A 24,652-nucleotide genomic window follows, 5' to 3' on the forward strand; every position below is an offset into this window, starting at 1 on the left:
GACGAGCTACAGGTTCAGCGTGCGCTTGTCGACCGCCAGGGCGGCTTCCTTGACGGCTTCGGACAGCGTCGGGTGCGCATGGCAGATGCGCGCGATGTCCTCGGCGGCGCCGCGGAATTCCATGATGGTCACGGCCTCGGAGATGAGCTCGGAGGCCATCGGGCCGACGATATGCACACCCAGCACCTCATCGGTCTTGGCATCGGCCAGAATCTTGACGAAACCGGTGGTGTCCCCCAGCGCGCGGGCACGGCCGTTGGCCATAAAGGGGAAGCTGCCGACCTTGTAGTCACGACCTTCGGATTTCAGTGCCTGCTCGGTCTTGCCCACCCAGGCGACTTCGGGCGAGGTATAGATGACCCAGGGGATGGTGTCGAAATTGACGTGACCATGCTGGCCGGCGATACGCTCGGCCACGGCCACGCCTTCTTCCTCGGCCTTGTGCGCCAGCATCGGCCCGCGCACCACGTCGCCGACCGCCCAGACGTTGGTCAGGTTGCTGCGGCAATCCTGATCGACGACCACGAACCCGCGCTCGTCCAGCTTGAGGCCCACCACATCGGCGCCCAGGCCCTGCGTGTTGGGCACGCGGCCGATGGACACGATCAGATGGTTGACCGACAGCTTCTGCTCGGCGCCGGCCGCGTCGGTGTACTGTACATTGACACTCTTGGCCGTGGTCTTGACCTCGGTGATGCGCACGCCGGTCCGGATGTCGAGACCTTGCTTGACGAGCGCCTTCTGGGCCTCTTTGGCCACATCGCGGTCGACAGCACCGAGAAAATCGGGCATGGCTTCCAGGATGGTGACATCGGCCCCCAGGCGGCGCCAGACGCTGCCCATTTCCAGGCCGATGACGCCCGCGCCGATGATGCCGAGCTTTTTGGGCACGGCGGGAATCCGCAGCGCGCCGTCGTTCGAGAGGATCTGCTCCTCGTCGAAGGGCACGTCGGGCAGCGCGCGTGCGCTGGAGCCGGTGGCCACGATCACGTGGCGGCCTTCGAGTTCCTCATCGGTCTTGCCGGCGACCTTGACGGCCCAGCCGAAGTCCGTCTTGGCGGTCAGCGAACCGGTTCCGTGGAAGAAGGACACCTTGTTCTTCTTGAACAGGAACAGAATGCCTTCGTTGTTCTGCTTGACCACCGTGTCCTTGCGGCCGATCAGCTTGGCCAGATCCAGGCTCACGCCCTTGGCGGTGATGCCGTGCTCGGCGAAATGATGGTTCAGTTGCTCGTAGTGCTCGGACGATTGCAGCAGCGCCTTGGACGGAATGCAGCCGACATTGGTGCAGGTGCCGCCGGGCGCCGGCTTGCCCGCCGGGCTGGTCCAGGCATCCACGCAGGCCACGGACAGGCCCAGCTGGGCGGCGCGGATGGCGGCAATATAGCCGCCAGGACCGGCGCCGATCACGATCACATCGAATTGTTTTGCCATGATGAATTCTCGAAGAGGTTAGCGGGCATGCGCCATGCGCATGCCCGCCGGGCGCGCCCGGGGTGGGCGCGCGCGCAATGACGCCGTATCCGGAATCAGACGCCCAGCATCAGACGCTGAGGGTCTTCCAGGGCTTCTTTCATGGCCACCAGGGCCAGGACGGCTTCGCGTCCGTCGATGATCCGGTGGTCGTAGGACAGCGCCAGGAAGTTGATCGGACGGATCACGATCTGGCCGTTTTCCACGACCGGCCGTTCCTTGGTGGCATGCACGCCGAGGATGGCCGATTGCGGCGGATTGATGATCGGGGTCGAGAGCATCGAGCCGAACACGCCGCCATTGGAGATCGAGAAGGTCCCGCCGGTCAGTTCTTCCAGACCCAGTTTACCCGCTTGGGCACGCTGACCGAAGTCGGCGATCTGCTTTTCGATTTCAGCGATGCTGAGCTGGTCGACATTGCGCAGGATGGGCACCACCAGGCCGCGCGGGCTGCCCACGGCGATCCCGATATCGAAGTAGCCGTGGTAGATGATGTCCTTGCCGTCCACCGAGGCGTTGACGATCGGATAGCGCTTGAGCGCGGCGACGGCGGCCTTGACGAAGAAGGACATGAAGCCCAGTTTGACACCGTGTTCCTTTTCGAAGACGTCCTTGTATTTCTTGCGCAGATCGATCACCGCCTGCATGTTGACCTCGTTGAAGGTCGTCAGGATGGCGTTCTCGGTCTGGGACTGGATCAGGCGCTCGGCAACGCGGGCGCGCAGGCGGCTCATGGGCACGCGCTGCTCGGGACGACCATCCAGGCCGACCGGCACGGGGGCCGACGGCGTGGCGGGGGCGGCGGGTGCCTGCGATGCGCTCAGGGCGTCGCCCTTGGTCACGCGGCCGCCACGGCCCGTGCCTTCGACGGTGGCGGGATCGATGCCCTTTTCGGACAGGATCTTGCCGGCGGACGGGGACGCCACCGAAGACTTGGCGGCCGGCCTGGTCGTCTCGGCGGCGGCCGGCGCGGAAGCCTGCGCCGGCGCAGCCGCCTCGGCAGGCGCGGCGGCCGGCGTAGCGGCAGCCTTGGCATCGGAGTCGATGCGGGCGAGGACTTCACCCGAGGTGACGGTGCTGCCGTCGCCCTTGACGATCTCGGAGAGCACGCCGGCGGTCGGGGCCGGGACTTCCAGGACGACCTTGTCGGTTTCGACCTCGATCAGGATCTCGTCGGCCTCAACGGCTTCTCCGGGCTGCTTTTTCCAGTTGAGCAGGGTGGCTTCCGATATTGATTCGGAAAGCTGCGGAACGAGGACTTCGGTAATGGCCATGATGATTCTTCCGTGTTGTCTGTATTTAAAGGAGGTCGGATTATTTGCTCAGCGTGAAGCTCTTGAACTTGGGCGAAAAGGCCTGCTCGATCAGGGCGCGCTGTTGTTCCTGGTGCTTGGCCATGTAGCCGACGGCGGGCGAAGCCGATGCCGGGCGACCGGCGTAGCCGAGTTTCTGGCCGTCTCCCATGTTCTCGAACAGATGATGCTGCACGTAGAACCACGGGCCCTGGTTCTGGGGTTCGTCCTGAACCCAGATCAGTTCCTTGGCGTTGGGGTATTTCTGCAATTCGGCCTGGAAGGACTTGTGCGCGAACGGGTAAAGCTGCTCGATCCGCAGGATGACCACGTCCTTGCGATCCTGCTCATCGCGCGCATGCACCAGATCGTAGTAGACCTTGCCGGAGCACAGCAGCACGCGCTTGACGCCGTCCGGCGCGATGTTCGCGTCGGCTTCGCCGATCACGGGCTTGAAGCCGCCCTCGGCCAGGTCTTCGAGGGGCGAAGCGGCATTCTTGTTGCGCAGCAGCGACTTGGGCGTGAAGATCACCAGCGGCTTGCGGAAGGGACGGATCATCTGCCGGCGCAGCACATGGAAAATCTGCGCGCCGTTGGTCGGCTGCACGACCTGCATGTTGTTGTCCGCGCACAGTTGCAGGAAGCGTTCGATGCGCGCCGAGGAGTGCTCCGGCCCCTGCCCCTCGTAGCCGTGCGGCAGCATCAGCGTCAGGCCGCACTGGCGTCCCCACTTGGCCTCGCCCGAGGAGATGAACTGGTCGATCACGACCTGGGCGCCATTGGCGAAATCGCCGAACTGGGCCTCCCAGATGGTCAGCACATTGGGCTCGGCGGTGGAGTAACCGTACTCGAAACCCAGCACGGCGGCCTCGGACAGCACGGAGTCGATGACCACGAACGGCGCCTGTCCCTCGGACACGTTCTGCAGGGGCACATAGGTCCCGTCGTCCCAGCGCTCGCGCTTCTGGTCGTGCAGCACGGCATGACGGTGAGTGAAGGTGCCGCGGCCGGAATCCTGGCCCGTGAAGCGGATGGCATAGCCATTGTTCACCAGGGAGGCAAAGGCCAGATGCTCGCCCATGCCCCAGTCCACGGGATGCTCGCCGCGCGCCATCGCCAGGCGGTCGGCCAGGAGCTTCTTGACCAGCGGATGCACGGTGAAATTGTCCGGCACCTGGGTGAGTCTTTCGCCGATGCGGGTCAACTCGGCCAGAGGAATGCCGGTATCGGCATGATCCGTCCACTTGGCGCCCAGGAACGGCGACCAGTCGGTGGAATACTTGTTCTTGTAGTCGGTCAGGACCGGCTCGACCGTGTGCTGGCCGTCCTCCATCAGCTGACGGTAGTCCTTGACCATCTGGTCGGGCTCGCCCGCGTTGAGGATGCCCTGGGCCACCAGCCGGTCGCCGTAGAGCTTGCGCGTGCCGGGATGGGTGCCGATGCTCTTGTACATCAGCGGCTGGGTCAGGGACGGCGTGTCCTGTTCGTTGTGGCCGAGCTTGCGGAAGCAGACGATATCCACGACCACGTCATGCTTGAACCGCTGACGATAGTCCAGCGCCAGGCGCGTGATGAACACCACGGCCTCGGGATCGTCGCCGTTGACGTGGAAGACCGGCGCCTCGATCATCTTGACCACGTCCGTGCAATACAGCGTGGAGCGCGAGTCGCGCGGATCCGAGGTCGTGAAGCCGATCTGGTTGTTGATGACGATGTGCAGCGTGCCGCCCGTGCCGTACCCGCGCGTCTGGGCAAGGTTCAGGGTCTCCATCACCACGCCCTGCCCGGCAAATGCGGCGTCCCCGTGCACCAGCACCGGCAGAACCTGCTCGCCGGCCTCGTCCTCGCGACGGTCCTGGCGGGCGCGCACACTGCCTTCGACCACCGGGTCGACGATCTCGAGGTGCGAGGGATTGAAGGCCAGCGACAGGTGGACCGGACCGCCGCGCGTGGACAGATCGCTGGAAAAGCCGTTGTGGTACTTGACGTCACCGTCGCTCAGGGCCTGACTGTGCTTGCCCTCGAACTCGGCGAACAGGTCGCCGGGCATCTTGCCCATGATGTTGACCAGCATGTTCAGACGGCCGCGGTGCGCCATGCCCACGACGATTTCCTGAACGCCGTTCTCGCCGGCATGGTTCACGACCTCGTCCATGGCGGCGATGAAGCTCTCGCCGCCTTCGAGGGAAAAGCGCTTCTGGCCGACGTACTTGGTATGCAGAAACCGTTCCAGGCCTTCGGCCTCGGTCACCTGGCGCAGAATGTTGCGCTTTTCTTCGACGGTGAATTCCGGCACGCTCAGCGTGGACTCCAGGCGTTCCTGGATCCAGCGCTTGATCGCCGGATCCGAGACGTGCATGAATTCAGCGCCGACGTTGTGGCAATACGTATCACGCAGGGCCTTGAGGATGTCCCTCATGGTCATCGTATCGGCCTTGGTGAAGTAGGTGTTCGTGGCCGAATAGATCTGGTCGAGGTCGGCCTCGGTCAGGCCGTAGAACGCGGGATCGAGTTCCGGAATGTCCAGCCGGTCGCGGCGCTTGAGGGGATCGAGCTGGGCAATATGGGAACCCAGCGTGCGATAGGCGGCGATGATGGACTGGACATAGACCTGTTTGCCGGCGATGGCCAGGGACTGGTCGGAGGCTTGGGCGGGGCGGACCTGGAAGGCGTTTTCGCGAGCGCGCTGGGCGAAGGAGGCGACGATCGGGGCATGCGCCTGATCACGGGTGCCTTCCCGGCCATCGACTGCGGGCTGATGCTGCAATTGATCGAAGTAGGCGCGCCACTGATCAGGAATGGCTCCCGGATTGTTCAGATAGGCTTCGTAGAGGTCTTCTACGTAGGGCGCGTTGGCGCCGAATAAATAGGACTTGGACTGGAGTTCTTGTTCCGAGGACATTGTGCGCTTCACCTGACGGGTGCTTCACCCGAACGATGCAGATTGAAAAACCTTCCGCGGCTCGGCCAGACCGATGAGCGGATAGCAGGGGCAGAAGGCAACGGTACGACGCCTTGCATAAGCCGTATTAAGGCCAAAGTATACCCGCCTCGCGGCATAGGTTTAAACTGATCTGCCGAAAACACCCAATCGGGACTGATTTTCACCCGGTGGGCGTTGGTATTAACAAACACTCGGCAAATACTCGGAAAAAACAGAGACCCGGTCATAAACAAACACGCGAATAAACACACAATCGGGCGGGTTCTTTCACCGCGACGACACGTACGATACGAAACAGCAGGAGCACAGGATCCATGGACCTGAAAGAAGAACGCGCCAAAATGGCGCTCGATTACCACGAATTCCCCACCCCCGGGAAAATCTCCGTCGTCCCGACCAAACCCCTGGCCAACCAGGACGATCTGACCCTGGCCTATTCGCCAGGTGTGGCCACAGCCAGCATGGCCATTCATGCCGATGGCGAGGCGGCCGCCGCCCGGTACACCTCGCGGGCCAACCTGGTGGGCGTGGTGACCAACGGCACCGCCGTGCTCGGCCTGGGCAACATCGGCCCGCTGGCGGCCAAGCCCGTCATGGAGGGCAAGGGCTGCCTGTTCAAGAAATTCGCCGGGATCGACGTCTTCGACATCGAGCTCAACGAGCACGATCCGGACAAACTGGTCGACATCATCACCGCGCTCGAGCCGACGCTGGGCGGGATCAACCTCGAGGACATCAAGGCGCCGGAATGCTTCTACATCGAGAAGAAGCTGCGCGAGCGCATGAAGATCCCGGTCTTCCACGACGACCAGCACGGGACCGCCATCATCTCGTCGGCTGCCGTCCTCAACGGCCTGAAGGTCGTGAACAAGGACATCGGCAAGGTCAAGCTGGTGTGCTCGGGGGCCGGCGCCGCCGCCATCGCCTGCCTGGACCTGATGGTCAAGCTCGGCGTCTCGCAGCAGAACATCTACGTGGTCGATTCACGCGGCGTGATCTGGCAGGGGCGCGACGAGAAAATGGAGGCCAACAAGGCCCGCTACGCCCAGAAGACCGGCGCCCGGACCCTGGCCGACGTCTGCAAGGGCGCCGATGTGTTCCTGGGCTGCTCGGCCCCCGGCGTGCTGACCCAGGACATGGTGCGCTCCATGGCCGACCGGCCGCTGATCCTGGCCCTGGCCAACCCCGACCCCGAGATCCGCCCGGAGGACGCCAAGGCCGCGCGGCCCGACTGCATCATCGCCACCGGCCGTTCGGACTACCCGAACCAGGTCAACAACGTACTGTGCTTCCCCTTCATTTTCCGGGGTGCGATGGACTGCGGCGCCACCGTCATCAATGAGGAAATGAAACTGGCCTGCGTGCACGCCATCGCGGAACTGGCCCAGGCCGAGAGCAGCGCCGAGGTCGCCGGCGCCTATGCCGACCAGGATCTGTCCTTCGGGCCGGAATACATCATTCCCAAACCCTTCGATCCGCGCCTGATCGTCAAGATCTCCCCGGCGATCGCCGAGGCCGCCGCCGCCTCCGGCGTGGCCCGTCGCCCCATCGAGGACCTGGACGCCTACCGCCAGTCCCTGATGAGCATCGTCTACCACTCCGGCCAGTTGATGCGGCCGATGTTCCGCCAGGCCAAATCCGCGCCCAAACGCGTGGTCTACGCCGACGGCGAGGACGAGCGCGTGCTGCGCGCCGCCCAGACCGTGCTCGACGAGGGCTTCGCCCGACCCGTCCTGATCGGCCGTCCGGCCGTGATCGACATGCGCATCCAGAAATTCGGCCTGCGCCTGGTGCCCGGACAGAACGTGGAAATCGTCAATCCCGAAGACGACTCGCGCTTCAACGAAACCTGGAACGCCTACTTCAAGCAGCGCGGCCGCGACGGCGTCACCCCCGACATCGCCAAGGCCATGGTGCGCAAGCACAATTCCCTGATCGGCGTGATGCTGCTGCAACGCGGCGACGTCGATGCCATGATCTGCGGAGTGGCCAGTCGTTTCGACAACCAGCTGAAATACGTCGAGGAAGTCATCGGCCTCAAACCCACCGCCCGCACCTACGCGGCGATGAACGTGCTGATGCTGCCGACCCAGACACTGTTCATCTGCGACACGCACGTCAACGAGGATCCCTCCGCCGAACAGATCGCCGACATGACGATCCTGGCCGCCGAAGAAATCCGCCGCTTTGGCATCGTGCCCAAGGTCGCCCTGCTCTCGCATTCCAACTTCGGCAGCCGCCCGTCGGCGTCCTCCCGCAAGATGGCCGAGGCCCGGCGCCTGCTCGCCGAGCGTGCGCCCGAGATCGAGGTCGATGGGGAAATGCACGCCGACTCGGCCCTGTCCGAGACGATCCGCGTCAAGGCCTTCCCCGATACGACGCTGACGGGGCCGGCCAACCTGCTGATCATGCCCAACCTGGACGCCGGCAACATCACCTACAACATGCTGAAGATGACCGGCAGCCATGGCGTGGCGATGGGTCCGATCCTGCTGGGAACCGCACGCCCGGTGCACATCCTGACCACCAGTTCCACGGTTCGCCGGATCGTCAACATGACGGCCCTGGCCGTGGTGGACGCCCAGCAGGAGGCGGGCCAGGCGGACTGACCGGTTCGCGCGCATCCGTCGAGACCGTATCGCTCGGCGGACAAACATGAAAAACGGGCCTCGCGGCCCGTTTTTCATGTGGCGGCAAAGCGCGTGATCATTTCACGTCGCGCAGCGAAGCCCCGGTGTACAGCTGGCGCGGACGACCGATCTTGTAGCTGGGATCGGAGAGCATCTCGTTCCACTGAGCGATCCAGCCCACCGTGCGGGCCAGGGCGAAGATGGCCGTGAACAGCGAGGTGGGGATGCCTATGGCGCGCTGGACGATGCCCGAGTAGAAGTCCACGTTCGGGTAGAGCTTGCGCTCGACGAAATACGGGTCTTCCAGGGCGATGCGTTCCAGTTCCATGGCCAGCTTGAACAGCGGGTCGCTGTGCAGGCCCAGCGCATCGAGCACTTCGCGGCAGGTTTCCTGCATCATCTTGGCGCGCGGATCGTAGTTCTTGTAGACCCGGTGGCCAAAGCCCATCAGACGGACGCCGGAATTCTTGTCCTTGACCTTTTCCATGAACTCGCCGACCTTGGCCACGCCGCCCTGGGCCTGGATGTCTTCCAGCATGTTCAGGCAGGCCTCGTTGGCGCCGCCGTGCGCCGGGCCCCACAGGCAGGCCACGCCGGCCGCGATGGCCGCGAATGGATTGGTGCCGGAGGAACCGCACAGACGCACCGTGGAGGTGGAGGCATTCTGTTCGTGATCGGCGTGCAGGATGAAGATGCGATCCAGCGCACGTTCCACCACATCATTGACCACGTAGTCATCGCAAGGGGTGGCGAACATCATGCGCAGGAAGTTGCCCGTGTAGGACAGGTCGTTCTTCGGGTAGATGAAGGGCTGACCCACGGAATGCTTGTACGCCATGGAGACCAGCGTCGGCATCTTGGCGATCAGGCGGATCGCCGACACCTCGCGATGGCGCGGATCGGTGATGTCGGTGGAGTCGTGATAGAAGGCCGACAGCGCGCCGACCAGCCCCGTCAGCACCGCCATCGGGTGCGCATCGCGGCGGAAGCCCTGCAGGAAATTATGCATCTGCTCATGCACCAGCGTGTGGTGCGTGACGATATGGTTGAATTCCTGTTTCTGGTCCGGAGAAGGCAACTCGCCGTTCATGATCAGATAGGCCACGGACAGGAAATCGCAGTTCTTCGCCAGCTGGTCGATCGGGTGGCCGCGATACAGCAGCTGGCCCTTGTCGCCGTCGATATAGGTGATGGCGGATTCGCAGGAGGCCGTCGCCATGAACCCGGGATCATAGGTGAACATCCCCGTCTGGCCGTACAGGTTGCGGATGTCAATCACGTCCGGTCCTATCGTGCCCTGATAAACGGGGAACTCGACCGAGGGGCTGCCGTCGGAGAACGACAGCGTCGCTTTTTTATCGGATAGCTGCATGTGAATCTTCCTTAAAGTTACAGCGCTTTCATCTGTTCGACGAGCCTGCGGATGTCGGGCGTGTCATACGTGCCCGACAGATCGGTTCGTCCCAGCAGGATATCGAGCAGTTCGTTATCGCCCATGTCGAAAAGCTGCGTCAGTGCCCGGACATCGGTCTCGGTCAACTGCGTTTCCCGGGCATCCAGGAAACGCGTGATGATGAGATCGTTCTCGAGCAGGCCTCGCCGCGCCCGCCAACGTAGACGGGCCCGGTCCAGAACGGACAGGTCACCGGGCATTTTCTTTCCTCAGACCGTGCGTCGCACGAGCATTTCCTTGATCTTGCCGATCGCAGCCGACGGATTCAGTCCCTTGGGGCAGACATCCGTGCAGTTCATGATCGTATGACAACGGAACAGACGGTAGGGATCCTCCAGGTTGTCCAGACGCTCGCCGGTTGCTTCGTCGCGGGAATCCGCGATGAAACGGTAAGCCTGGAGCAATCCGGCCGGGCCGACGAATTTGTCCGGATTCCACCAGAAAGACGGACAGGAGGTCGAGCAGGAACCGCACAGAATGCACTCGTACAGGCCATTGAGTTCCTCGCGTTGCTCGGGCGACTGCAACCGCTCTTTTTCGGGAGGCGGCGTGTCGTTGATCAGGTAAGGCTTGATCGAATGGTACTGATCGAAGAAGAAGGTCATGTCCACGATCAGGTCGCGCACCACGGGCAGGCCGGGCAGCGGCTTGAGGACGATGGGCTCCTTGAGTTCCATCAGATTGGTCGTGCAGGCCAGGCCGTTCTTGCCATTGATGTTCATGGCATCTGAGCCGCACACGCCTTCGCGGCAGGACCGGCGCAGGGCCAGGCTGTCGTCGAGCTCGTTCTTGATGCGCAGAATCGCGTCCAGCAGCATCTTGTCGGTCGGTTGCAGTTCGACCTCGAATTTCTGCATGTAGGGGCGCTCATCCTTGTCCGGATCGTAGCGGTAGATCTCGAATTTCACGATACGTTTTTCACTCATGACGATATCCAGATTAGAAAGTGCGCGGCTTGGGCGGGATGCTGTCCATGGTCAGGGGCTTCATGCGCACCGGCGTGTACTCGAGGCGGTTATCCTCGGCGAACCACAGGGTGTGCTTGAGCCAATTGACATCATCGCGTTCCGGATGATCCTCGAGGGCGTGGGCCCCGCGGGATTCCAGGCGGTTGGCGGCGGATTTCGTGGTAGCGCGGGCGACCTCGATCATGTTGGCGACTTCCAGGGCCTCGATACGCGCGGTGTTGAAGACCTTGGACTTGTCCGAGAAATAGATGTCCTGGACCTCGGGCACCAGATCGGCGATGACCTCGGCGCCCTCTTGCAGGACATCGAGCTTGCGGAACACGCCGCAGTGGCTCTGCATGGCCACGCGGATCTTGTTGGCCACATCCTGGGCCTTCTGGCCGGAGGTGCGGGTCTCCAGATGGTTGACGCGATCCAGAGAAGCCTGAATGTCGGTATCCGGCAGCGGCTTGTGGCTGTGCTGGCGTTCCGGATGCTGCCCCACGATGAAGTTGCCGGCCGAACGGCCGAACACGATCAGGTCCAGCAGGGAGTTGGTGCCCAGGCGGTTGGCGCCATGCACCGACGTCGCGGCGCACTCGCCGATCGCATACAGACCGTTGACGATTTTTTCCTCGCCATTGGCGTGGGTGACGACCTGGCCATGATAGTTGGCGGGGATGCCGCCCATCTGGTAGTGGATCGTCGGCACCACGGGAATCGGGTCCTTGACCGGATCGATATTGGCGAACTTGATGGCGATTTCACGAATCGAGGGCAACCGCTTGGTGATGGTCTCGGCTCCCAGGTGATCGAGCTTGAGCAGCACGTAGCTGCCGTCGCCGCAGCCGCGACCCTCTTTGATTTCCTGGTCCATCGACCGCGACACGAAGTCGCGTGGCGCCAGATCCTTGAGCTGCGGCGCGTAGCGTTCCATGAAACGCTCGCCATCCTTGTTCAGCAGGAATCCGCCCTCGCCGCGCACCCCCTCGGTGATCAGCACGCCCGCGCCGGCCACGCCGGTGGGGTGGAACTGCCAGAATTCCATGTCCTGCAGCGGGATGCCCGCGCGCGCCGCCATGCCCAGGCCGTCGCCGGTGTTGATGAAGGCATTGGTGGTCGCGGCCCAGATCCGGCCCGCGCCGCCGGTGGCCAGCACCGTGTGCTTGGCCTCGAGGACGTAGATCTCACCGGTTTCCATTTCCATCGCGGTCACGCCCAGCACGTCGCCGTCGTTGTTGCGCAGCAGATCCAGCGCCATCCACTCGACGAAGAACTGGGTGCGGGCGGCGACGTTGCGCTGATAGAGCGTATGCAGCATCGCATGGCCGGTCCGGTCGGCAGCGGCACAGGCGCGCTGGACGGGTTTTTCGCCGAAATGGGACGTATGCCCTCCGAACGGACGCTGATAGATAGTGCCGTCCGGGTTGCGGTCGAAGGGCATGCCGAAGTGCTCGAGTTCGTACACGGCATTGGGTGCCTCGCGGACCATGAATTCGATCGCGTCCTGGTCGCCGAGCCAGTCGGAACCCTTGACGGTGTCATACATGTGCCACTGCCAGTGATCCTCGCTCATGTTGCCCAGCGAGGCACTGACGCCGCCCTGGGCGGCCACGGTATGTGAGCGGGTCGGAAAGACCTTGGTCAGCACGGCCACGGACAGGCCCGCCTGGGCCAGCTGCAGCGAACAACGCAGGCCGGCTCCGCCGGCGCCGACGACCACCACATCGAACTGGCGGCGCGGAAGGGATTTGTTGACAGCAGCCACGTTAGAGACTCCAGAGAATTTGACCGAAGAAGACCACCGCGGCGACCAGCCACAGGACAGTCATGACCTGCATGAACAGACGCAGGCCGGCGGAATGAACATAATCCATCCAGATGTCGCGCACGCCGATCCAGGCGTGCCAGGCGAGCGACAGGAAAGCCAGCGTCGCCAGCAGCTGCCCGACCGGCAGCGTGCCGACAGAAAAGGCGAAGAAAGCACGCCAGGACGCGTAGTCCAGGCTGGGCACCAGGATGGCGTACAGGACCAGGATCAGGGTGTAGACCGCCATGATGACGGCGGTGACGCGCTGGACGATGAAATCGCGGGTGCCGTAGTGCGCGCCCACGACCAGGCGCTTGCGACCGATACGTTCTTGAGCCATTACCATGCTCCAAAGAGTTTCAGACCGAAGACCACGGTCAATGCCAGGGCCACGCCCATCACCAGGGCGCCGGAGCGCTGCGAAGGCGCGCGCTCATTGCCGATATGCAGATCCAGCGTCAGGTAACGGATGCCGGCGCAGAAGTGGTGGAAATAGCCCCACATCAGGACCAGCAGCACGATCTTACAGACGGGGCTGGAGACCCATTCGCGCATGACCGCGAAGGATTCGGGCGATTCGACGCTTTGCGCGAACAGCGGCACGATCACCAGCGGCAGCGCCAGAAAAAGAAGTGCGCCGCTCACCCGGTGCAGAATGGATGCTTTGGCCGCCGGAGGCAGACGGTAACTCATGAGGTCGCTCAACCCCAGGTTACGGAACTGCGGGCGCGGCTTTGCGGCTGATTCAGACATGATGGCCTCGTAGTTGGAAAATGGAAGGAATTCTGGGCTCACTTGGTATTTTCGCCCATCCGTGAGTCAATTCAAACTGTTGCGGTAATGATAGCGCTCCGACACATAATGACCACGGCGCAACTCCATGGGACGATCGCCATAGGTATAGGCGATGCGCTCGACCTGCAGCAGCGGGCTGCCAAGCTGGACTTGCAGCGGTTTCGCCTGCACGTCGGTGGCAGCCACCGCGCGGATTTTTTCCTCGGCGCGCACCAGGCTGACACCGAATTCGGTTTCGAACAGGGCATACACCGGCCCCCGGTAACGCAGCAGCGATTCCAGGGTCAGCCCCTTGAAGACACTGCCCGGCAGCCAGATATCGTCGAGAATGGTGGGCACGTCGTCAAAAGACAGGACGCGGCGCATGTTCACGACCGCATCCCCGGCGCGCAGGTCCAGGGCGGCGGCGATTTCGGCCGACGCCTTGGTGCGGCGGCAGTCGAGAATCTGGCTGCTGGACACGCCGGGGCGCCCTTCGTCGGGAGTCAGTCGTAAAAATCGGTAACGAACCTTGGCCTCATTGTGCGTCGCCACGAAAGTGCCCTTGCCCTGACGGCGGATCAGCAGGTTCTCGGCCGCCAGCTCATCAATGGCCTTGCGCACGGTGCCCTGACTGACCTGAAAACGGGCGGCCAGCTCGAGCTCGCTGGGTATCGACTCGCCGGGTTTCCATTCACCCCGGTCGAGCCCCTGCAGGATCAGCCCCTTGATCTGCTGATACAGGGGGCTGAACGCAGCGCTGGACGTCGCGCGACTCGGCGTCTGCGGGCGATCAATCAGAGGAGATTCGGACATGTCGGTCAGGAAATGCTGCCGTTGGGCCATGCTACAGAATGAGACGACGCATTTTCGCATTTCCAGGCCCGGATGTCTAATACTCTTATGTCTTATATAAGATATAAGACCCTTGACGCCTGCCAATCAAATACACTATTCTTACCAGCAATTTGCATCCCCTCCGGATACCCTCTCTCACTCTATCGCTATCGGAGAACCACCATGTCCAAACCTGCCATGCGCGTCGCGGTCACCGGCGCCGCCGGCCAGATCGGCTATGCCCTGCTGTTTCGCATCGCTTCAGGAGAAATGCTCGGCAAAGACCAGCCCGTCATCCTGCAGTTGCTCGAAATCCCCGACGAGAAGGCCCAGAAGGCGCTGCAAGGCGTCATGATGGAACTGGACGACTGCGCTTTCCCGCTACTGGCCGGCATGAGCGCCCACAGCGATCCGCGCACCGCCTTCAAGGACGCGGACGTGGCCCTGCTGGTCGGCGCCCGCCCGCGCGGCCCCGGCATGGAGCGCAAGGACCTGCTGCAGGTCAATGCCCAGATCTTCACCGCCCAGGGCAAGGCCCTGAACGAAGTCGCCAGCCGCGACGTCAAGGTCCTGGTGGTTGGCAATCCGGCCAACACCAACGCCTACATCGCCATGAAGTCCGCGCCAGACCTGCCGGCCAAGAACTTCACCGCCATGCTGCGCCTGGATCACAATCGCGCCCTGTCGCAGATTGCGGCCAAGACCGGCGAAGCCGTGGCCGACATCGAAAAACTGATCGTCTGGGGCAACCACTCGCCCACCATGTATCCGGACACGCGCTTTGCCACCATCGGCGGCAAGCCCGCCCAGGATCTGATCAACGACCAGGCCTGGATCCGCGACGAATTCATCCCCACCGTGGGCAAGCGTGGCGCGGCCATCATCGCCGCGCGCGGCCTGTCCTCGGCCGCCTCGGCCGCCAATGCCGCCATCGACCACATCCACGACTGGGTGCTGGGATCCGACGGAAAATGGGTCACCATGGGCATTCCTTCGGACGGCTCGTACGGCATCCCCGAAGACATCATTTACGGCGTGCCGGTCACGACGGCCAACGGCGAATACACCCGGGTCCCGGACCTGGAAATCGACGACTTCTCCCGCGAGCGCATGGACTTCACCCTGAAGGAACTGCTCGAGGAACGCGACGGCATTGCCGATCTGCTGAAGTAAGTCCGCCACGACGCGCGCGTGCGACATCCACTCGCCACGCGCCGCCGAATGTCCAGCCGATGACAGACAGCGCGGCAATCTGATCCCAGAATGCCACTGTTACCGGCTGGAATCACGCCCCGCCCGGGGCGAACGCTGCCGCATATCTGGGGTACGCCAGGAGCCGGCGGCTCATCGGAGCGTCCATCATGACTCGTCCCGCCTCTCCCGGCGCCCTGTTGCGCCAGGCCCTGATCGAAGAATCCCCCCTGCAGATCATCGGGGCCATCAATGCCAATCACGCCTTGCTGGCGCAGCGCGCCGGCTACCGGGCCATCTATCTTTCCGGAGGCGGTGTGGCCGCCGGGTCGCTCGGCCTGCCCGATCTGGGCATCAATACGCTCGACGACGTCCTGACCGACGTGCGCCGGATCACCGATGTCTGCGATGTTCCCCTGCTGGTGGACATCGATACCGGCTTCGGCCCCTCGGCTTTCAACATTGCCCGCACCATCAAATCCCTGATCAAGTTCGGTGCGGCCGGCTGCCACATCGAGGATCAGGTCGGCGCCAAACGCTGCGGTCACCGGCCCGGCAAGGAAATCGTCAGCACCGGAGAAATGGCCGATCGCGTGAAAGCCGCCGTCGATGCCCGCAACGACAGCGATTTCTACATCATTGCGCGTACCGACGCGATCGCCGTCGACGGCGTGGATGCCGCCCTGGCGCGCGCGCATGCGTGCGTCGAAGCGGGCGCCGATGCGATCTTCGCAGAAGCATCCTACGATCTGGATACCTACAAGAAATTTTCCGACAGCCTGAACGTCCCGGTGCTGGCCAACATCACCGAATTCGGCAAGACGCCATTGTTCACGGTCAAGGAACTCGCAGGCGCGGGGGTGGGCATCGTGCTCTATCCCCTGTCGGCATTCCGGGCCATGAACAAGGCCGCCGAGACCGTCTACGAGGCCATCCGCCGCGACGGCCATCAACACCAGGTGCTCGACCTGATGCAGACGCGCGAAGAACTCTACGACCGGATCGGCTACCACCGTTACGAAGAACAGCTGGACGCCCTGTTCAAGCAAGGCAAGAACAAAGCGTCCTGACCGGAATTTTTTTCTCCAGAACGCCCCTACTCCGATTCCTTCCTCATTCAAGGAGACCGCTGATGGCAACCAAGAACACCTCCGCTCCCAAGAAAGCTGCTGCTCCCAAAAAAGCCGCAGCCCGCAAGACCGCCGCATCCAAGGCGCCCGCCGCCGCGCCCGTGACCCCCAAGCCCAAGAAATCCGTGGCGCTGTCGGGCATCGTCGCAGGCAATACCGCACTATGCACGGTCGGCCGCAGCGGCAACGATCTGCACTACCGCGGCTACGACATCCTGGACATCGCCGACACTTGCGAATTCGAGGAAGTCGCTCACCTGCTGATCCATGGCAAGCTGCCGACCGCCGCCGAGCTGAAAGCCTACAAGGAAAAGCTGCGCCGCCTGCGCGGCCTGCCCGTCCATGTCCAGGAAGTCCTGGAGTCCCTGCCCGCCGCCAGCCATCCCATGGACGTGATGCGCACCGCCGCCTCGGCGCTGGGCTGCGTGCTGCCCGAAAAGGACGACCACAATCTGCCGGACGCCCGCGACATCGCCGACCGCCTGATGGCCAGCCTGGGTTCCGCGCTGCTGTACTGGTATCATTACAGCCACAATGGTCGCGCCGTCAATGTCGAAACGGACGATGACAGCATCGGCGGCCATTTTCTGCATCTGCTCCACGGCGAGACCCCGTCCAAGGAATGGGTCCGCGCGATGCACACCTCGCTGATCCTGTATGCAGAGCACGAATTCAACGCCTCGACCTTCACCGGTCGCGTGATCGCCGGCACGGGCTCGGACATGTATTCGGCCATCACCGGCGCCATCGGCGCGCTGCGCGGGCCGAAACACGGCGGCGCCAACGAGGTCGCTTTCGAGATCCAGAAACGCTACGACACCCCGGACGAGGCCGAGGCCGACATCCGCCGTCGCGTCGAAGCCAAGGAAGTCGTGATCGGCTTTGGCCATCCGGTCTACACTGTTTCGGATCCGCGTAATCAGGTGATCAAGGCCACCGCGCGGCGCCTGTCGAAAACCGCCGGCTCGATGAAAATGTTCGACATCGCCGAGCGCCTGGAATCCGTGATGTGGGACGCCAAGAAAATGTTCCCCAACCTGGACTGGTTCTCCGCCGTGTCCTATCACATGATGGGCGTGCCCACCGCCATGTTCACCCCCTTGTTCGTGATCGCCCGCACGGCCGGCTGGTCGGCGCACATCATCGAACAGCGCATCGACAACAAGATCATCCGCCCGACGGCCAACTACGTCGGCCCGGAGGATCGCAAGTTCGTTCCCCTGTCCAAGCGCAAGTAAGTCGAACCTCTCTTCAGGAAATTCCATGTCCGCACCCATTTCCAACGTTCGCCCCCAGCCCGATCAGGTGCTGGTGGATATCGTCGACTACGTCTTCGACTACAAGATCGACAGCGCGCTGGCGCTCGAAACCGCCCGCAACTGCCTGATCGACACCCTGGGCTGCGGCCTGGAAGGCCTGGAATACCCGGCCTGCCGCAAGCTCATGGGCCCCATCGTGCCTGGCACCGTGGTCCCCAACGGCGCCAAGGTCCCCGGCACGCAGTTCCAGCTGGATCCGGTGCAGGCCGCCTTCAACATCGGCTGCATGATTCGCTGGCTGGATTTCAACGACACCTGGCTGGCCGCCGAATGGGGCCACCCGTCCGACAACCTGGGAGGTGTCCTGGCCGTGGCCGACTGGCTGTCGCGCAACGCGGTGGCCGCCGGCAAGGCGCCGCTGACCATGCGCGCCGTGCTCGAAGGCATCATCAAGGCGCACGAAATCCAGGGCTGCATCGCACTGGAAAACTCCTTCAACAAGGTCGGCCTGGATCACGTGGTGCTGGTCAAGGTCGCCTCCACCGCCGTGGTCTCCCAGATGCTGGGCCTGTCCCGGGAAGAAGCCATCAACGCCGTGTCCCTGGCCTGGGTGGACGGCCAGAGCCTGCGCACCTACCGCCATGCCCCCAACACCGGGAGCCGCAAGTCCTGGGCGGCGGGCGACGCAACCAGCCGCGCCGTGCGTCTGGCCCTGATGGCCCGCACGGGCGAAATGGGCTATCCCTCGGTGCTGACCGCGCCGGTCTGGGGCTTCTATGATGTGCTGTTCAAGGGACAGCCTTTCAAGTTCCAGCGCCCCTACGGCAGCTACGTGATGGAAAACGTGCTGTTCAAGATCTCCTTCCCGGCCGAATTCCACTCGCAGACCGCTGTCGAGTGCGCCATGCAGATCCACGACAGGCTGCAGGCCCTGGGCAAGACCGATGCCGACATCAAGAAAATCACGATCCGCACGCACGAGGCCTGCATCCGCATCATCGACAAGAAAGGCCCGCTGAACAACCCCGCCGACCGCGATCACTGCATCCAGTACATGGTGGCCGTGCCCATCCTGTTCGGCCGCCTGACTGCGGCGGATTACGAGGACGGCGTGGCCGCCGATCCGCGCATCGACGCCTTGCGCGACAGGACCATCTGCGTCGAAGACCCGGCGTTCACCACCGACTATCACGACCCGGACAAGCGCTCCATCGCCAACGCGCTGACGGTCGAATTCACGGACGGCACCAGGCTCGACGAGATCGTCTGCGAATACCCGATCGGTCACAAGCGTCGCCGCAAGGATGGCATCCCGCTGCTGGAAGCCAAGTTCCGTCGGAATCTGGCCCGCCAGTTCCCCGCCCGCCAGCAGCAGCGCATCCTGGATGTGTCGCTGGACCAGGAAAAGCTCGAAGCCATGCCGGTGCATGAATACGTGGATCTGTATGTCATCTGACGCTCAAGCGCCCACGGCCCGGGCCATCCGCCACAATGAGGCCGCCCATCGTTTCGAATGGACGGAGGACGGCTTCCTCAGCGTGCTGGACTATGCCCTGGACGGCCCCGTTGCGACGTTCACCCACACGGGGGTCCCGGCTGCCGTGGGCCGACGCGGCATCGCCGGCGATCTGGTGCGCACGGGGCTGGACACGGCCCGCGCGCGCGGCTGGCGCGTGCGGGCGCTGTGCTCGTATGTGGCGGCTTTCGTGCAGCGACATCCGGAATACCAGGATCTGCTCGACTGATCCGTCCGACTGATCTGCCTGGGCGAAACGGCCCGGTGAAGCCCTCGGGCTGGATTCGCACCTCCTCGGGGATGCCTCCCTGAGGATGCCGAGCCGCCCGTCCTCGTCCGGTTTCCGCACGGAAAAGAGGCATCCGGCCCGGTCCTGTAGGGTTTAAGTCTTATATCTTATATAAGACTATTGCCTGATCATCGGGCTTGCCAGTAAAATAATGGCGTTTTCCAACCCTCTTTCCTGAGGCATCACGCCATGCTGGACTCCTACCGCACCGAAGCCGCCGCCCGCGAGGCGATCGGCATCCCGCCACTTCCCCTGACGGCCCAACAGACAGCCGATCTGATCGAGCTGCTGAAAAACCCGCCCAAGGGCGAGGCCGAATTTCTGCTGGATCTGTTCACGCACCGCGTTCCCGCTGGCGTGGACGACGCCGCCCAGGTCAAGGCTTCCTACCTGGCCGCCATCGCACTGGGCAAGGAATCCTGCCCGCTGATCGACGCCCGCCGCGCCACCGAGCTGCTGGGCACCATGCTGGGTGGCTTCAACATCGGCGCCCTGATCGAATTGCTCGACCATGACGACCTGGCGCCCGTCGCGGCCGAGGGCCTGAAAAAGACCCTGCTGGTCTTTGACGCTTTCCACGACATCGAAGAAAAAGCCAAGGCGGGCAATCCTCACGCCCAGGCTGTCCTGCAAAGCTGGGCCGATGCCGAATGGTTCACCAGCCGCGCCGAAGTCCCGCAAAGCATGACGCTGACCGTCTTCAAGGTCACCGGCGAAACCAACACCGACGACCTGTCGCCCGCGCCCGACGCCTGGAGCCGCCCGGACATCCCTCTGCACGCGCTCGCCATGCTCAAGAATCCGCGTGACGGCATCGTGCCCGACGCCCCCGGCCAGGTCGGCCCGATCAAGCTGCTCGACGAGCTCAAGGCCAAGGGCCATCTGGTCGCCTATGTCGGTGATGTGGTCGGCACGGGTTCCTCACGCAAATCGGCAACCAACTCCGTCATCTGGCACACCGGCGAAGACATTCCCTTCGTGCCCAACAAACGCTTCGGCGGCGTCTGTCTGGGGGGCAAGATCGCCCCGATCTTCTACAACACCATGGAAGACTCCGGCGCTCTGCCGATCGAACTGGACGTGTCCGCCATGAACATGGGCGACGTCATCGAACTGCGCCCCTACGAAGGCAAGGCGCTCAAGGACGGCCAGGTCATTTCCGAGTTCCAGCTGAAATCCGACGTGCTGCTCGACGAGGTCCGCGCCGGCGGTCGCATTCCGCTGATCATCGGCCGTGGCCTGACAGCCAAGGCCCGCGCTTCCCTGGGCCTGCCGCCCACCACCCTGTTCCGCCTGCCCGAGGCGCCCGTCGACAGCGGCAAGGGCTATTCCCTGGCGCAAAAACTCGTCGGCCGCGCCTGCGGCCTGCCAGAGGGCCAGGGCGTGCGGCCGGGCACCTATTGCGAACCGCGCATGACCTCGGTCGGCAGCCAGGACACCACGGGCCCCATGACCCGCGACGAACTCAAGGATCTGGCCTGCGTGGGCTTCTCGGCCGACCTGGTGATGCAGTCCTTCTGCCACACCGCCGCCTATCCCAAGCCCGTGGACGTCAAGACCCACCACGAGCTGCCCGCCTTCATCAGCACGCGCGGCGGCGTGGCGCTGCGTCCGGGCGACGGCATCATCCACTCATGGCTCAACCGCATGCTGCTGCCCGACACGGTCGGCACCGGCGGCGACTCGCACACCCGCTTCCCGATCGGCATCAGCTTCCCGGCCGGCTCCGGCCTGGTCGCGTTCGCGGCCGCCACCGGCGTCATGCCGCTGGACATGCCCGAGTCCGTCTTGGTGCGCTTCAAGGGCGAAATGCAGCCCGGCGTCACCCTGCGCGACCTGGTCAACGCGATTCCGCTGTACGCGATCAGGCAAGGCCTGCTGACCGTCGAAAAGAAAGGCAAAAAGAACATCTTCTCCGGCCGCATCCTGGAAATCGAGGGGCTGCCGAACCTGAAGATCGAACAGGCTTTCGAACTGTCCGACGCCTCGGCCGAGCGCTCCGCCGCCGCCTGCACCGTGCGCCTGAACAAGGAACCGATCATCGAATACCTGAACAGCAACATCACGCTGCTGAAATGGATGATCGCCAATGGCTACCAGGACGCCCGCACGTTGGCGCGCCGCATCAAGAACATGGAGGCCTGGCTGGCCGACCCGCAACTGGTCGAGCCCGATGCCGATGCCGACTACGCGGCGGTGATCGACATCGACCTGGCCGACATCCACGAGCCGATCGTGGCCTGCCCGAACGACCCGGACGACGTCAAGACGCTGTCCGATGTCGCCGGCACCGCCATCGATGAAGTCTTCATCGGCAGCTGCATGACCAACATCGGCCATTTCCGCGCCGCCGCCAAGCTGCTGGAAGGCAAGCGCGACCTGCCTTCCAAGCTCTGGGTCGCGCCGCCGACCAAGATGGACGCCAGCGAACTGACCAAGGAAGGCCACTACGGCACCTTTGGCACGGCAGGCGCGCGCATGGAAATGCCGGGCTGCTCGCTGTGCATGGGCAATCAGGCCCAGGTCCGTGAAGGCGCGACAGTGTTCTCCACCAGCACCCGCAACTTCCCCAACCGTCTGGGCAAGAACTCCAACGTGTTCCTGGGTTCGGCGGAACTGGCCGCCATCTGCTCGCGCCTGGGCCGCATCCCCACGCGCGAGGAATACCTGGTCGACATGGGGGTGCTGGCCAAGGACGGCACCCGGATCTACCGCTACATGAACTTCGATCAGATCGAGGACTTCACGGCGGTTGCCAACACGGTCGACGCCTGACCTGGTCGCCTGGCGTCGCCCCCGCGACGCCAGACCGCATCAGACCGGGAGGCGGGCGCAAGCCCGTCCCCCGGTTTTTTTATGGCGACCCATCTTGCTGCTCGCCCGGCCACCGGCCTGCGGTGGCCGCCGCATGGAGGCCGGTTGGCCATACCGGCGCCGAGGCGGTATGCATCGGCGCCGGCGCGGGCCCCTCTCCGGCGCGCAGACGTTCGACGAACACCGCCGAGACCTTGAACTCGGGCTGCTTGGACACCGGATCCCAAGCGAACAGGGTCAACGCATTGGCTGGCGTATCGCCATAATGCCAGGGAGCGAACACGACGCCTTCGCGCACATGCGAGACGCGGGCCGGCGCCTCGATGCTGCCGCGCCGCGACGTGACCCGCACGATATCGCCCTCCGCGATGTGCAAGCGTGCCGCATCCGGTTCGGAGATCTCCACCCACATGGCCGGGGCGGCCTGCTGCAACTGGACGGCGCGACGGGTCTTGGTGCGTGTATGCCAGTGATAGACCGTGCGGCCGGTCGTGAGCCGCAACGGATACGTGGCGTCGGGAATCTCGAACGCCGGTTCATAGGCCGTGGACTTGAGCACGGCGCGCCCGTCGGCGCCCAGGGAGCGGAATTCCGCCTCGCTCGCGCCGGTGCCCGTGTCAAGGTCATGACCAAAGGTCTCGCACGCCGCGATCGTCGTGGGGAACCGACCGTCCGGGTAGAGACGCTCGGTCCCCTCAGGGCCTGCGCATTGCACGGCCATTGAACGCCGTCCCGGTTTTCTCCCCCCACAGCGCCACCGGCAGCACCACATCGGCCAGCCCTGTGGTTTCGGTACGGTAGCCATCCGAGACCACGACAAAACACGACTCGCTGCACAGCGCGCGGCGGATGCGCTCCGTGTCCGGCATCGAGACCACCGGATTGGTGCCGGAAATCCACAGGAACCCGATGGAACCCGCCTCGACATGACGAAAGATCGACAGCGCATCGGTCGGCGGCGCCCAATGCGGGATGATCATGGGATCGACGTTCCAGAGCGCGGCCAGTTCGCGCACATGGTCGGGATTATGCCAATTGCGAAAGCCCGACAACACCGGCCCACAGCCCGCCTCGCGATTGTTCTGCGCCGAAGGCTGGCCATTCATCTGCAAGATGCCCGCGCCCGGGCGGCCCAGCAGGCCGCGCAGCAGATGCAGGTTACTGACCTGACAGGAAGCCGCCGTCGCCTGATGCGACTGATAAAAGCCCATCGAGACGGTCGAGAGGACCCGCTCGCTGGTCCCGAAGATCTCCGCCGCCCGGATGATATCCTCGGCCGGCACGCCGCAAATCCCGGCCGCCCATTGGGCGGTGGTCTCCCGCGTCAGAGCTTCGAGCTGCTCGAATCCGATGGTATGCGCCGCGATGTAATCGGAATCCACATACCCCCGGGCGGTCAACTCGTGCACCAGCGCATTCATCAGCGCCAGATTGGTGCCATTGCGGATCGGCAGATGCACCGTCGCCTGCTCGGCGACCTTGGTACGGCGCGGATCGACACAGACCAGCCGCGGCGGCCGAGTGCCCGCCAGTCGATCCAGCATGCGCGCCCACAGCACCGTCTGCGTCTCGGCCACGTTGTGGCCGAACAGAAAGAGCGCATCGCAATGATCGATGTCGGTGTAGGAACCGGGCTGACCGTCACAGCCGAAGCTTTCGCCAAAAACGGCGGCGGCGGTGGCCGTGCACAGGCGCCTATTGCCATCCATATGCGGCGTCCCGATACCTCCCTTGCCGATCACGGCCAGGGTGTAGTATTCCTCGATCGTCAGTTGCCCGGACGTGTAGAACGCATGCGAGAGCGGTCCGGTCTCGTCGAGTAGCTTCCGGGACCGGCGGACGATCCGTTCCATCGCGGTGTCCCAGCTGGTTTCCACCAGCCGGCCATTTTCCCGGATGAGCGGGACCGTCAGGCGATCATGCTGTTCGCCCTGCCAGCCGTAGAGGCCTTTCGGTCCAAGCCGTCCATGATTGATGCGGTCTTCGGCCCGGCCTCTCACACCCACGATCCGACCGTCGGCCACGGCAATTTCCAGGCCACAGCCGTTCGAGCACATCAGACAGGCACTGCGCACCCAGCGCTCGATGCGCTGTTGCGCAAGACCGTTCTGCAAAAACCCGTCGACCCGTTGCGGCCATGAGGCCCCTGACGCATACGGCGCGCGCGCCCCAAATGTCGATGATCCTGTCATCCATGCTGGCCATCCTGACGCTCCCAAGGGTGGGTCCGAAGCCTTCCGGGCAAGGCGGGGGACTCAGGCATGACGCCGGACGAGGGCGAGCCCGCCGCCGC

19 protein-coding genes are annotated in these 24,652 nt (G+C 63.8%); 7 read left to right on the forward strand and 12 right to left on the reverse strand.

The genetic code is table 11. The annotated features are described in order from the left end of the window. Positions 1-6 precede the first annotated feature (6 nt). The 3 genes from lpdA to ACK5JE_RS02135 all read right to left on the reverse strand — a co-directional run bounded on the left by lpdA (position 7) and on the right by ACK5JE_RS02135 (position 5,667). Positions 7-1,434 (reverse strand): dihydrolipoyl dehydrogenase, encoded by a 1,428-nt coding sequence (gene lpdA / locus ACK5JE_RS02125; RefSeq protein ID WP_416800067.1) that lies wholly within the window; start codon positions 1,432-1,434, stop codon positions 7-9. A 95-nt stretch (positions 1,435-1,529) separates the two neighbouring features. Then, positions 1,530-2,747 (reverse strand): 2-oxoglutarate dehydrogenase complex dihydrolipoyllysine-residue succinyltransferase, encoded by a 1,218-nt coding sequence (gene odhB, locus ACK5JE_RS02130; RefSeq protein WP_416800068.1) that lies wholly within the window; start codon positions 2,745-2,747, stop codon positions 1,530-1,532. A gap of 40 nt (positions 2,748-2,787) precedes the next feature. After that, a complete protein-coding gene (locus tag ACK5JE_RS02135) occupies positions 2,788-5,667 on the reverse strand; it encodes a 2-oxoglutarate dehydrogenase E1 component (RefSeq protein ID WP_416800069.1) in 2,880 nt (959 codons plus the stop codon). Between the two features lie 356 nt (positions 5,668-6,023). Here ACK5JE_RS02135 and ACK5JE_RS02140 point away from each other — a divergent pair, with 356 nt between their 5' ends. After that, on the forward strand, positions 6,024-8,318 hold the full coding sequence (locus tag ACK5JE_RS02140; RefSeq protein WP_416800070.1) for an NADP-dependent malic enzyme: 2,295 nt from the start codon (positions 6,024-6,026) through the stop codon (positions 8,316-8,318). A gap of 97 nt (positions 8,319-8,415) precedes the next feature. Here the strand turns inward: ACK5JE_RS02140 and ACK5JE_RS02145 are convergent, their stop codons facing one another. The 7 genes from ACK5JE_RS02145 to ACK5JE_RS02175 form a co-directional block, all read right to left on the reverse strand. Then, positions 8,416-9,711: a citrate synthase gene (locus tag ACK5JE_RS02145; protein WP_416800071.1), complete on the reverse strand. Its 1,296-nt coding sequence runs from the start codon at positions 9,709-9,711 to the stop codon at positions 8,416-8,418. A gap of 17 nt (positions 9,712-9,728) precedes the next feature. Next, on the reverse strand, positions 9,729-9,992 hold the full coding sequence (locus ACK5JE_RS02150) for a succinate dehydrogenase assembly factor 2 (protein WP_416800072.1): 264 nt from the start codon (positions 9,990-9,992) through the stop codon (positions 9,729-9,731). 9 nt (positions 9,993-10,001) lie between these two features. Further along, complete coding sequence (locus tag ACK5JE_RS02155; protein WP_416800073.1) at positions 10,002-10,718, reverse strand: succinate dehydrogenase iron-sulfur subunit; 717 nt, start codon at positions 10,716-10,718, stop codon at positions 10,002-10,004. Positions 10,719-10,731: 13 nt separating this feature from the next. Next, positions 10,732-12,507: a succinate dehydrogenase flavoprotein subunit gene (sdhA, locus tag ACK5JE_RS02160; RefSeq protein ID WP_416800074.1), complete on the reverse strand. Its 1,776-nt coding sequence runs from the start codon at positions 12,505-12,507 to the stop codon at positions 10,732-10,734. Position 12,508: 1 nt separating this feature from the next. After that, positions 12,509-12,889 carry a succinate dehydrogenase, hydrophobic membrane anchor protein gene (gene sdhD, locus ACK5JE_RS02165; protein WP_416800075.1) on the reverse strand — a complete coding sequence of 127 codons (381 nt, stop codon included), beginning with the start codon at positions 12,887-12,889 and terminating at the stop codon, positions 12,509-12,511. Next, on the reverse strand, positions 12,889-13,302 hold the full coding sequence (gene sdhC / locus ACK5JE_RS02170; protein WP_416800076.1) for a succinate dehydrogenase, cytochrome b556 subunit: 414 nt from the start codon (positions 13,300-13,302) through the stop codon (positions 12,889-12,891). Before sdhC ends, sdhD begins: the two co-directional genes overlap by 1 nt. Positions 13,303-13,368: 66 nt before the next feature. Further along, positions 13,369-14,139 (reverse strand): GntR family transcriptional regulator, encoded by a 771-nt coding sequence (locus ACK5JE_RS02175; RefSeq protein ID WP_416800077.1) that lies wholly within the window; start codon positions 14,137-14,139, stop codon positions 13,369-13,371. Positions 14,140-14,343: 204 nt separating this feature from the next. On the opposite strand from ACK5JE_RS02175, the gene ACK5JE_RS02180 reads away from it, so the two are divergent. The 6 genes from ACK5JE_RS02180 (at position 14,344) to acnB (ending at position 22,320) form a co-directional block, all read left to right on the forward strand. Next, the gene (locus ACK5JE_RS02180; RefSeq protein WP_416800078.1) at positions 14,344-15,333 is read left to right on the forward strand and encodes a malate dehydrogenase; all 990 of its coding nucleotides are present in this window, start codon (positions 14,344-14,346) and stop codon (positions 15,331-15,333) included. 188 nt (positions 15,334-15,521) lie between these two features. Then, positions 15,522-16,421 carry a methylisocitrate lyase gene (gene prpB / locus ACK5JE_RS02185; RefSeq protein ID WP_416800079.1) on the forward strand — a complete coding sequence of 300 codons (900 nt, stop codon included), beginning with the start codon at positions 15,522-15,524 and terminating at the stop codon, positions 16,419-16,421. 62 nt (positions 16,422-16,483) lie between these two features. Continuing rightward, on the forward strand, positions 16,484-17,719 hold the full coding sequence (gene prpC, locus ACK5JE_RS02190; protein WP_416800080.1) for a bifunctional 2-methylcitrate synthase/citrate synthase: 1,236 nt from the start codon (positions 16,484-16,486) through the stop codon (positions 17,717-17,719). Between the two features lie 25 nt (positions 17,720-17,744). Beyond that, on the forward strand, positions 17,745-19,196 hold the full coding sequence (locus ACK5JE_RS02195; RefSeq protein ID WP_416800081.1) for a bifunctional 2-methylcitrate dehydratase/aconitate hydratase: 1,452 nt from the start codon (positions 17,745-17,747) through the stop codon (positions 19,194-19,196). Next, the gene (locus ACK5JE_RS02200) at positions 19,186-19,485 is read left to right on the forward strand and encodes a GNAT family N-acetyltransferase (RefSeq protein ID WP_416800082.1); all 300 of its coding nucleotides are present in this window, start codon (positions 19,186-19,188) and stop codon (positions 19,483-19,485) included. Before ACK5JE_RS02195 ends, ACK5JE_RS02200 begins: the two co-directional genes overlap by 11 nt. Before the next feature lie 249 nt (positions 19,486-19,734). Next, positions 19,735-22,320: a bifunctional aconitate hydratase 2/2-methylisocitrate dehydratase gene (gene acnB, locus ACK5JE_RS02205; protein WP_416800083.1), complete on the forward strand. Its 2,586-nt coding sequence runs from the start codon at positions 19,735-19,737 to the stop codon at positions 22,318-22,320. Positions 22,321-22,399: 79 nt separating this feature from the next. On the opposite strand, the gene ACK5JE_RS02210 is transcribed toward acnB, so the two are convergent. Both ACK5JE_RS02210 and ACK5JE_RS02215 read right to left on the reverse strand, forming a co-directional pair. Continuing rightward, positions 22,400-23,074: a molybdopterin oxidoreductase family protein gene (locus tag ACK5JE_RS02210; protein WP_416800084.1), complete on the reverse strand. Its 675-nt coding sequence runs from the start codon at positions 23,072-23,074 to the stop codon at positions 22,400-22,402. Next, the gene (locus ACK5JE_RS02215) at positions 23,055-24,473 is read right to left on the reverse strand and encodes a molybdopterin-dependent oxidoreductase (protein WP_416800085.1); all 1,419 of its coding nucleotides are present in this window, start codon (positions 24,471-24,473) and stop codon (positions 23,055-23,057) included. The genes ACK5JE_RS02210 and ACK5JE_RS02215 overlap by 20 nt, the downstream gene beginning before the upstream one ends. Positions 24,474-24,652 lie beyond the last annotated feature (179 nt).

The organism is Castellaniella sp. (assembly GCF_047971665.1).
Classification (GTDB): Bacteria; Pseudomonadota; Gammaproteobacteria; order Burkholderiales; family Burkholderiaceae_B; genus Castellaniella.

What these genes read in the sequence shown, in the direction of transcription:
- lpdA (WP_416800067.1), bottom strand. Translation starts at nt 1,434, where the DNA reads ATGGCAAAACAATTCGATGTGATCGTGATCGGCGCCGGTCCTGGCGGC.
- odhB (WP_416800068.1), bottom strand. Translation starts at nt 2,747, where the DNA reads ATGGCCATTACCGAAGTCCTCGTTCCGCAGCTTTCCGAATCAATATCG.
- ACK5JE_RS02135 (WP_416800069.1), bottom strand. Translation starts at nt 5,667, where the DNA reads ATGTCCTCGGAACAAGAACTCCAGTCCAAGTCCTATTTATTCGGCGCC.
- ACK5JE_RS02140 (WP_416800070.1), top strand. Translation starts at nt 6,024, where the DNA reads ATGGACCTGAAAGAAGAACGCGCCAAAATGGCGCTCGATTACCACGAA.
- ACK5JE_RS02145 (WP_416800071.1), bottom strand. Translation starts at nt 9,711, where the DNA reads ATGCAGCTATCCGATAAAAAAGCGACGCTGTCGTTCTCCGACGGCAGC.
- ACK5JE_RS02150 (WP_416800072.1), bottom strand. Translation starts at nt 9,992, where the DNA reads ATGCCCGGTGACCTGTCCGTTCTGGACCGGGCCCGTCTACGTTGGCGG.
- ACK5JE_RS02155 (WP_416800073.1), bottom strand. Translation starts at nt 10,718, where the DNA reads ATGAGTGAAAAACGTATCGTGAAATTCGAGATCTACCGCTACGATCCG.
- sdhD (WP_416800075.1), bottom strand. Translation starts at nt 12,889, where the DNA reads ATGGCTCAAGAACGTATCGGTCGCAAGCGCCTGGTCGTGGGCGCGCAC.
- sdhC (WP_416800076.1), bottom strand. Translation starts at nt 13,302, where the DNA reads ATGTCTGAATCAGCCGCAAAGCCGCGCCCGCAGTTCCGTAACCTGGGG.
- ACK5JE_RS02175 (WP_416800077.1), bottom strand. Translation starts at nt 14,139, where the DNA reads ATGTCCGAATCTCCTCTGATTGATCGCCCGCAGACGCCGAGTCGCGCG.
- ACK5JE_RS02180 (WP_416800078.1), top strand. Translation starts at nt 14,344, where the DNA reads ATGTCCAAACCTGCCATGCGCGTCGCGGTCACCGGCGCCGCCGGCCAG.
- prpB (WP_416800079.1), top strand. Translation starts at nt 15,522, where the DNA reads ATGACTCGTCCCGCCTCTCCCGGCGCCCTGTTGCGCCAGGCCCTGATC.
- prpC (WP_416800080.1), top strand. Translation starts at nt 16,484, where the DNA reads ATGGCAACCAAGAACACCTCCGCTCCCAAGAAAGCTGCTGCTCCCAAA.
- ACK5JE_RS02195 (WP_416800081.1), top strand. Translation starts at nt 17,745, where the DNA reads ATGTCCGCACCCATTTCCAACGTTCGCCCCCAGCCCGATCAGGTGCTG.
- ACK5JE_RS02200 (WP_416800082.1), top strand. Translation starts at nt 19,186, where the DNA reads ATGTCATCTGACGCTCAAGCGCCCACGGCCCGGGCCATCCGCCACAAT.
- acnB (WP_416800083.1), top strand. Translation starts at nt 19,735, where the DNA reads ATGCTGGACTCCTACCGCACCGAAGCCGCCGCCCGCGAGGCGATCGGC.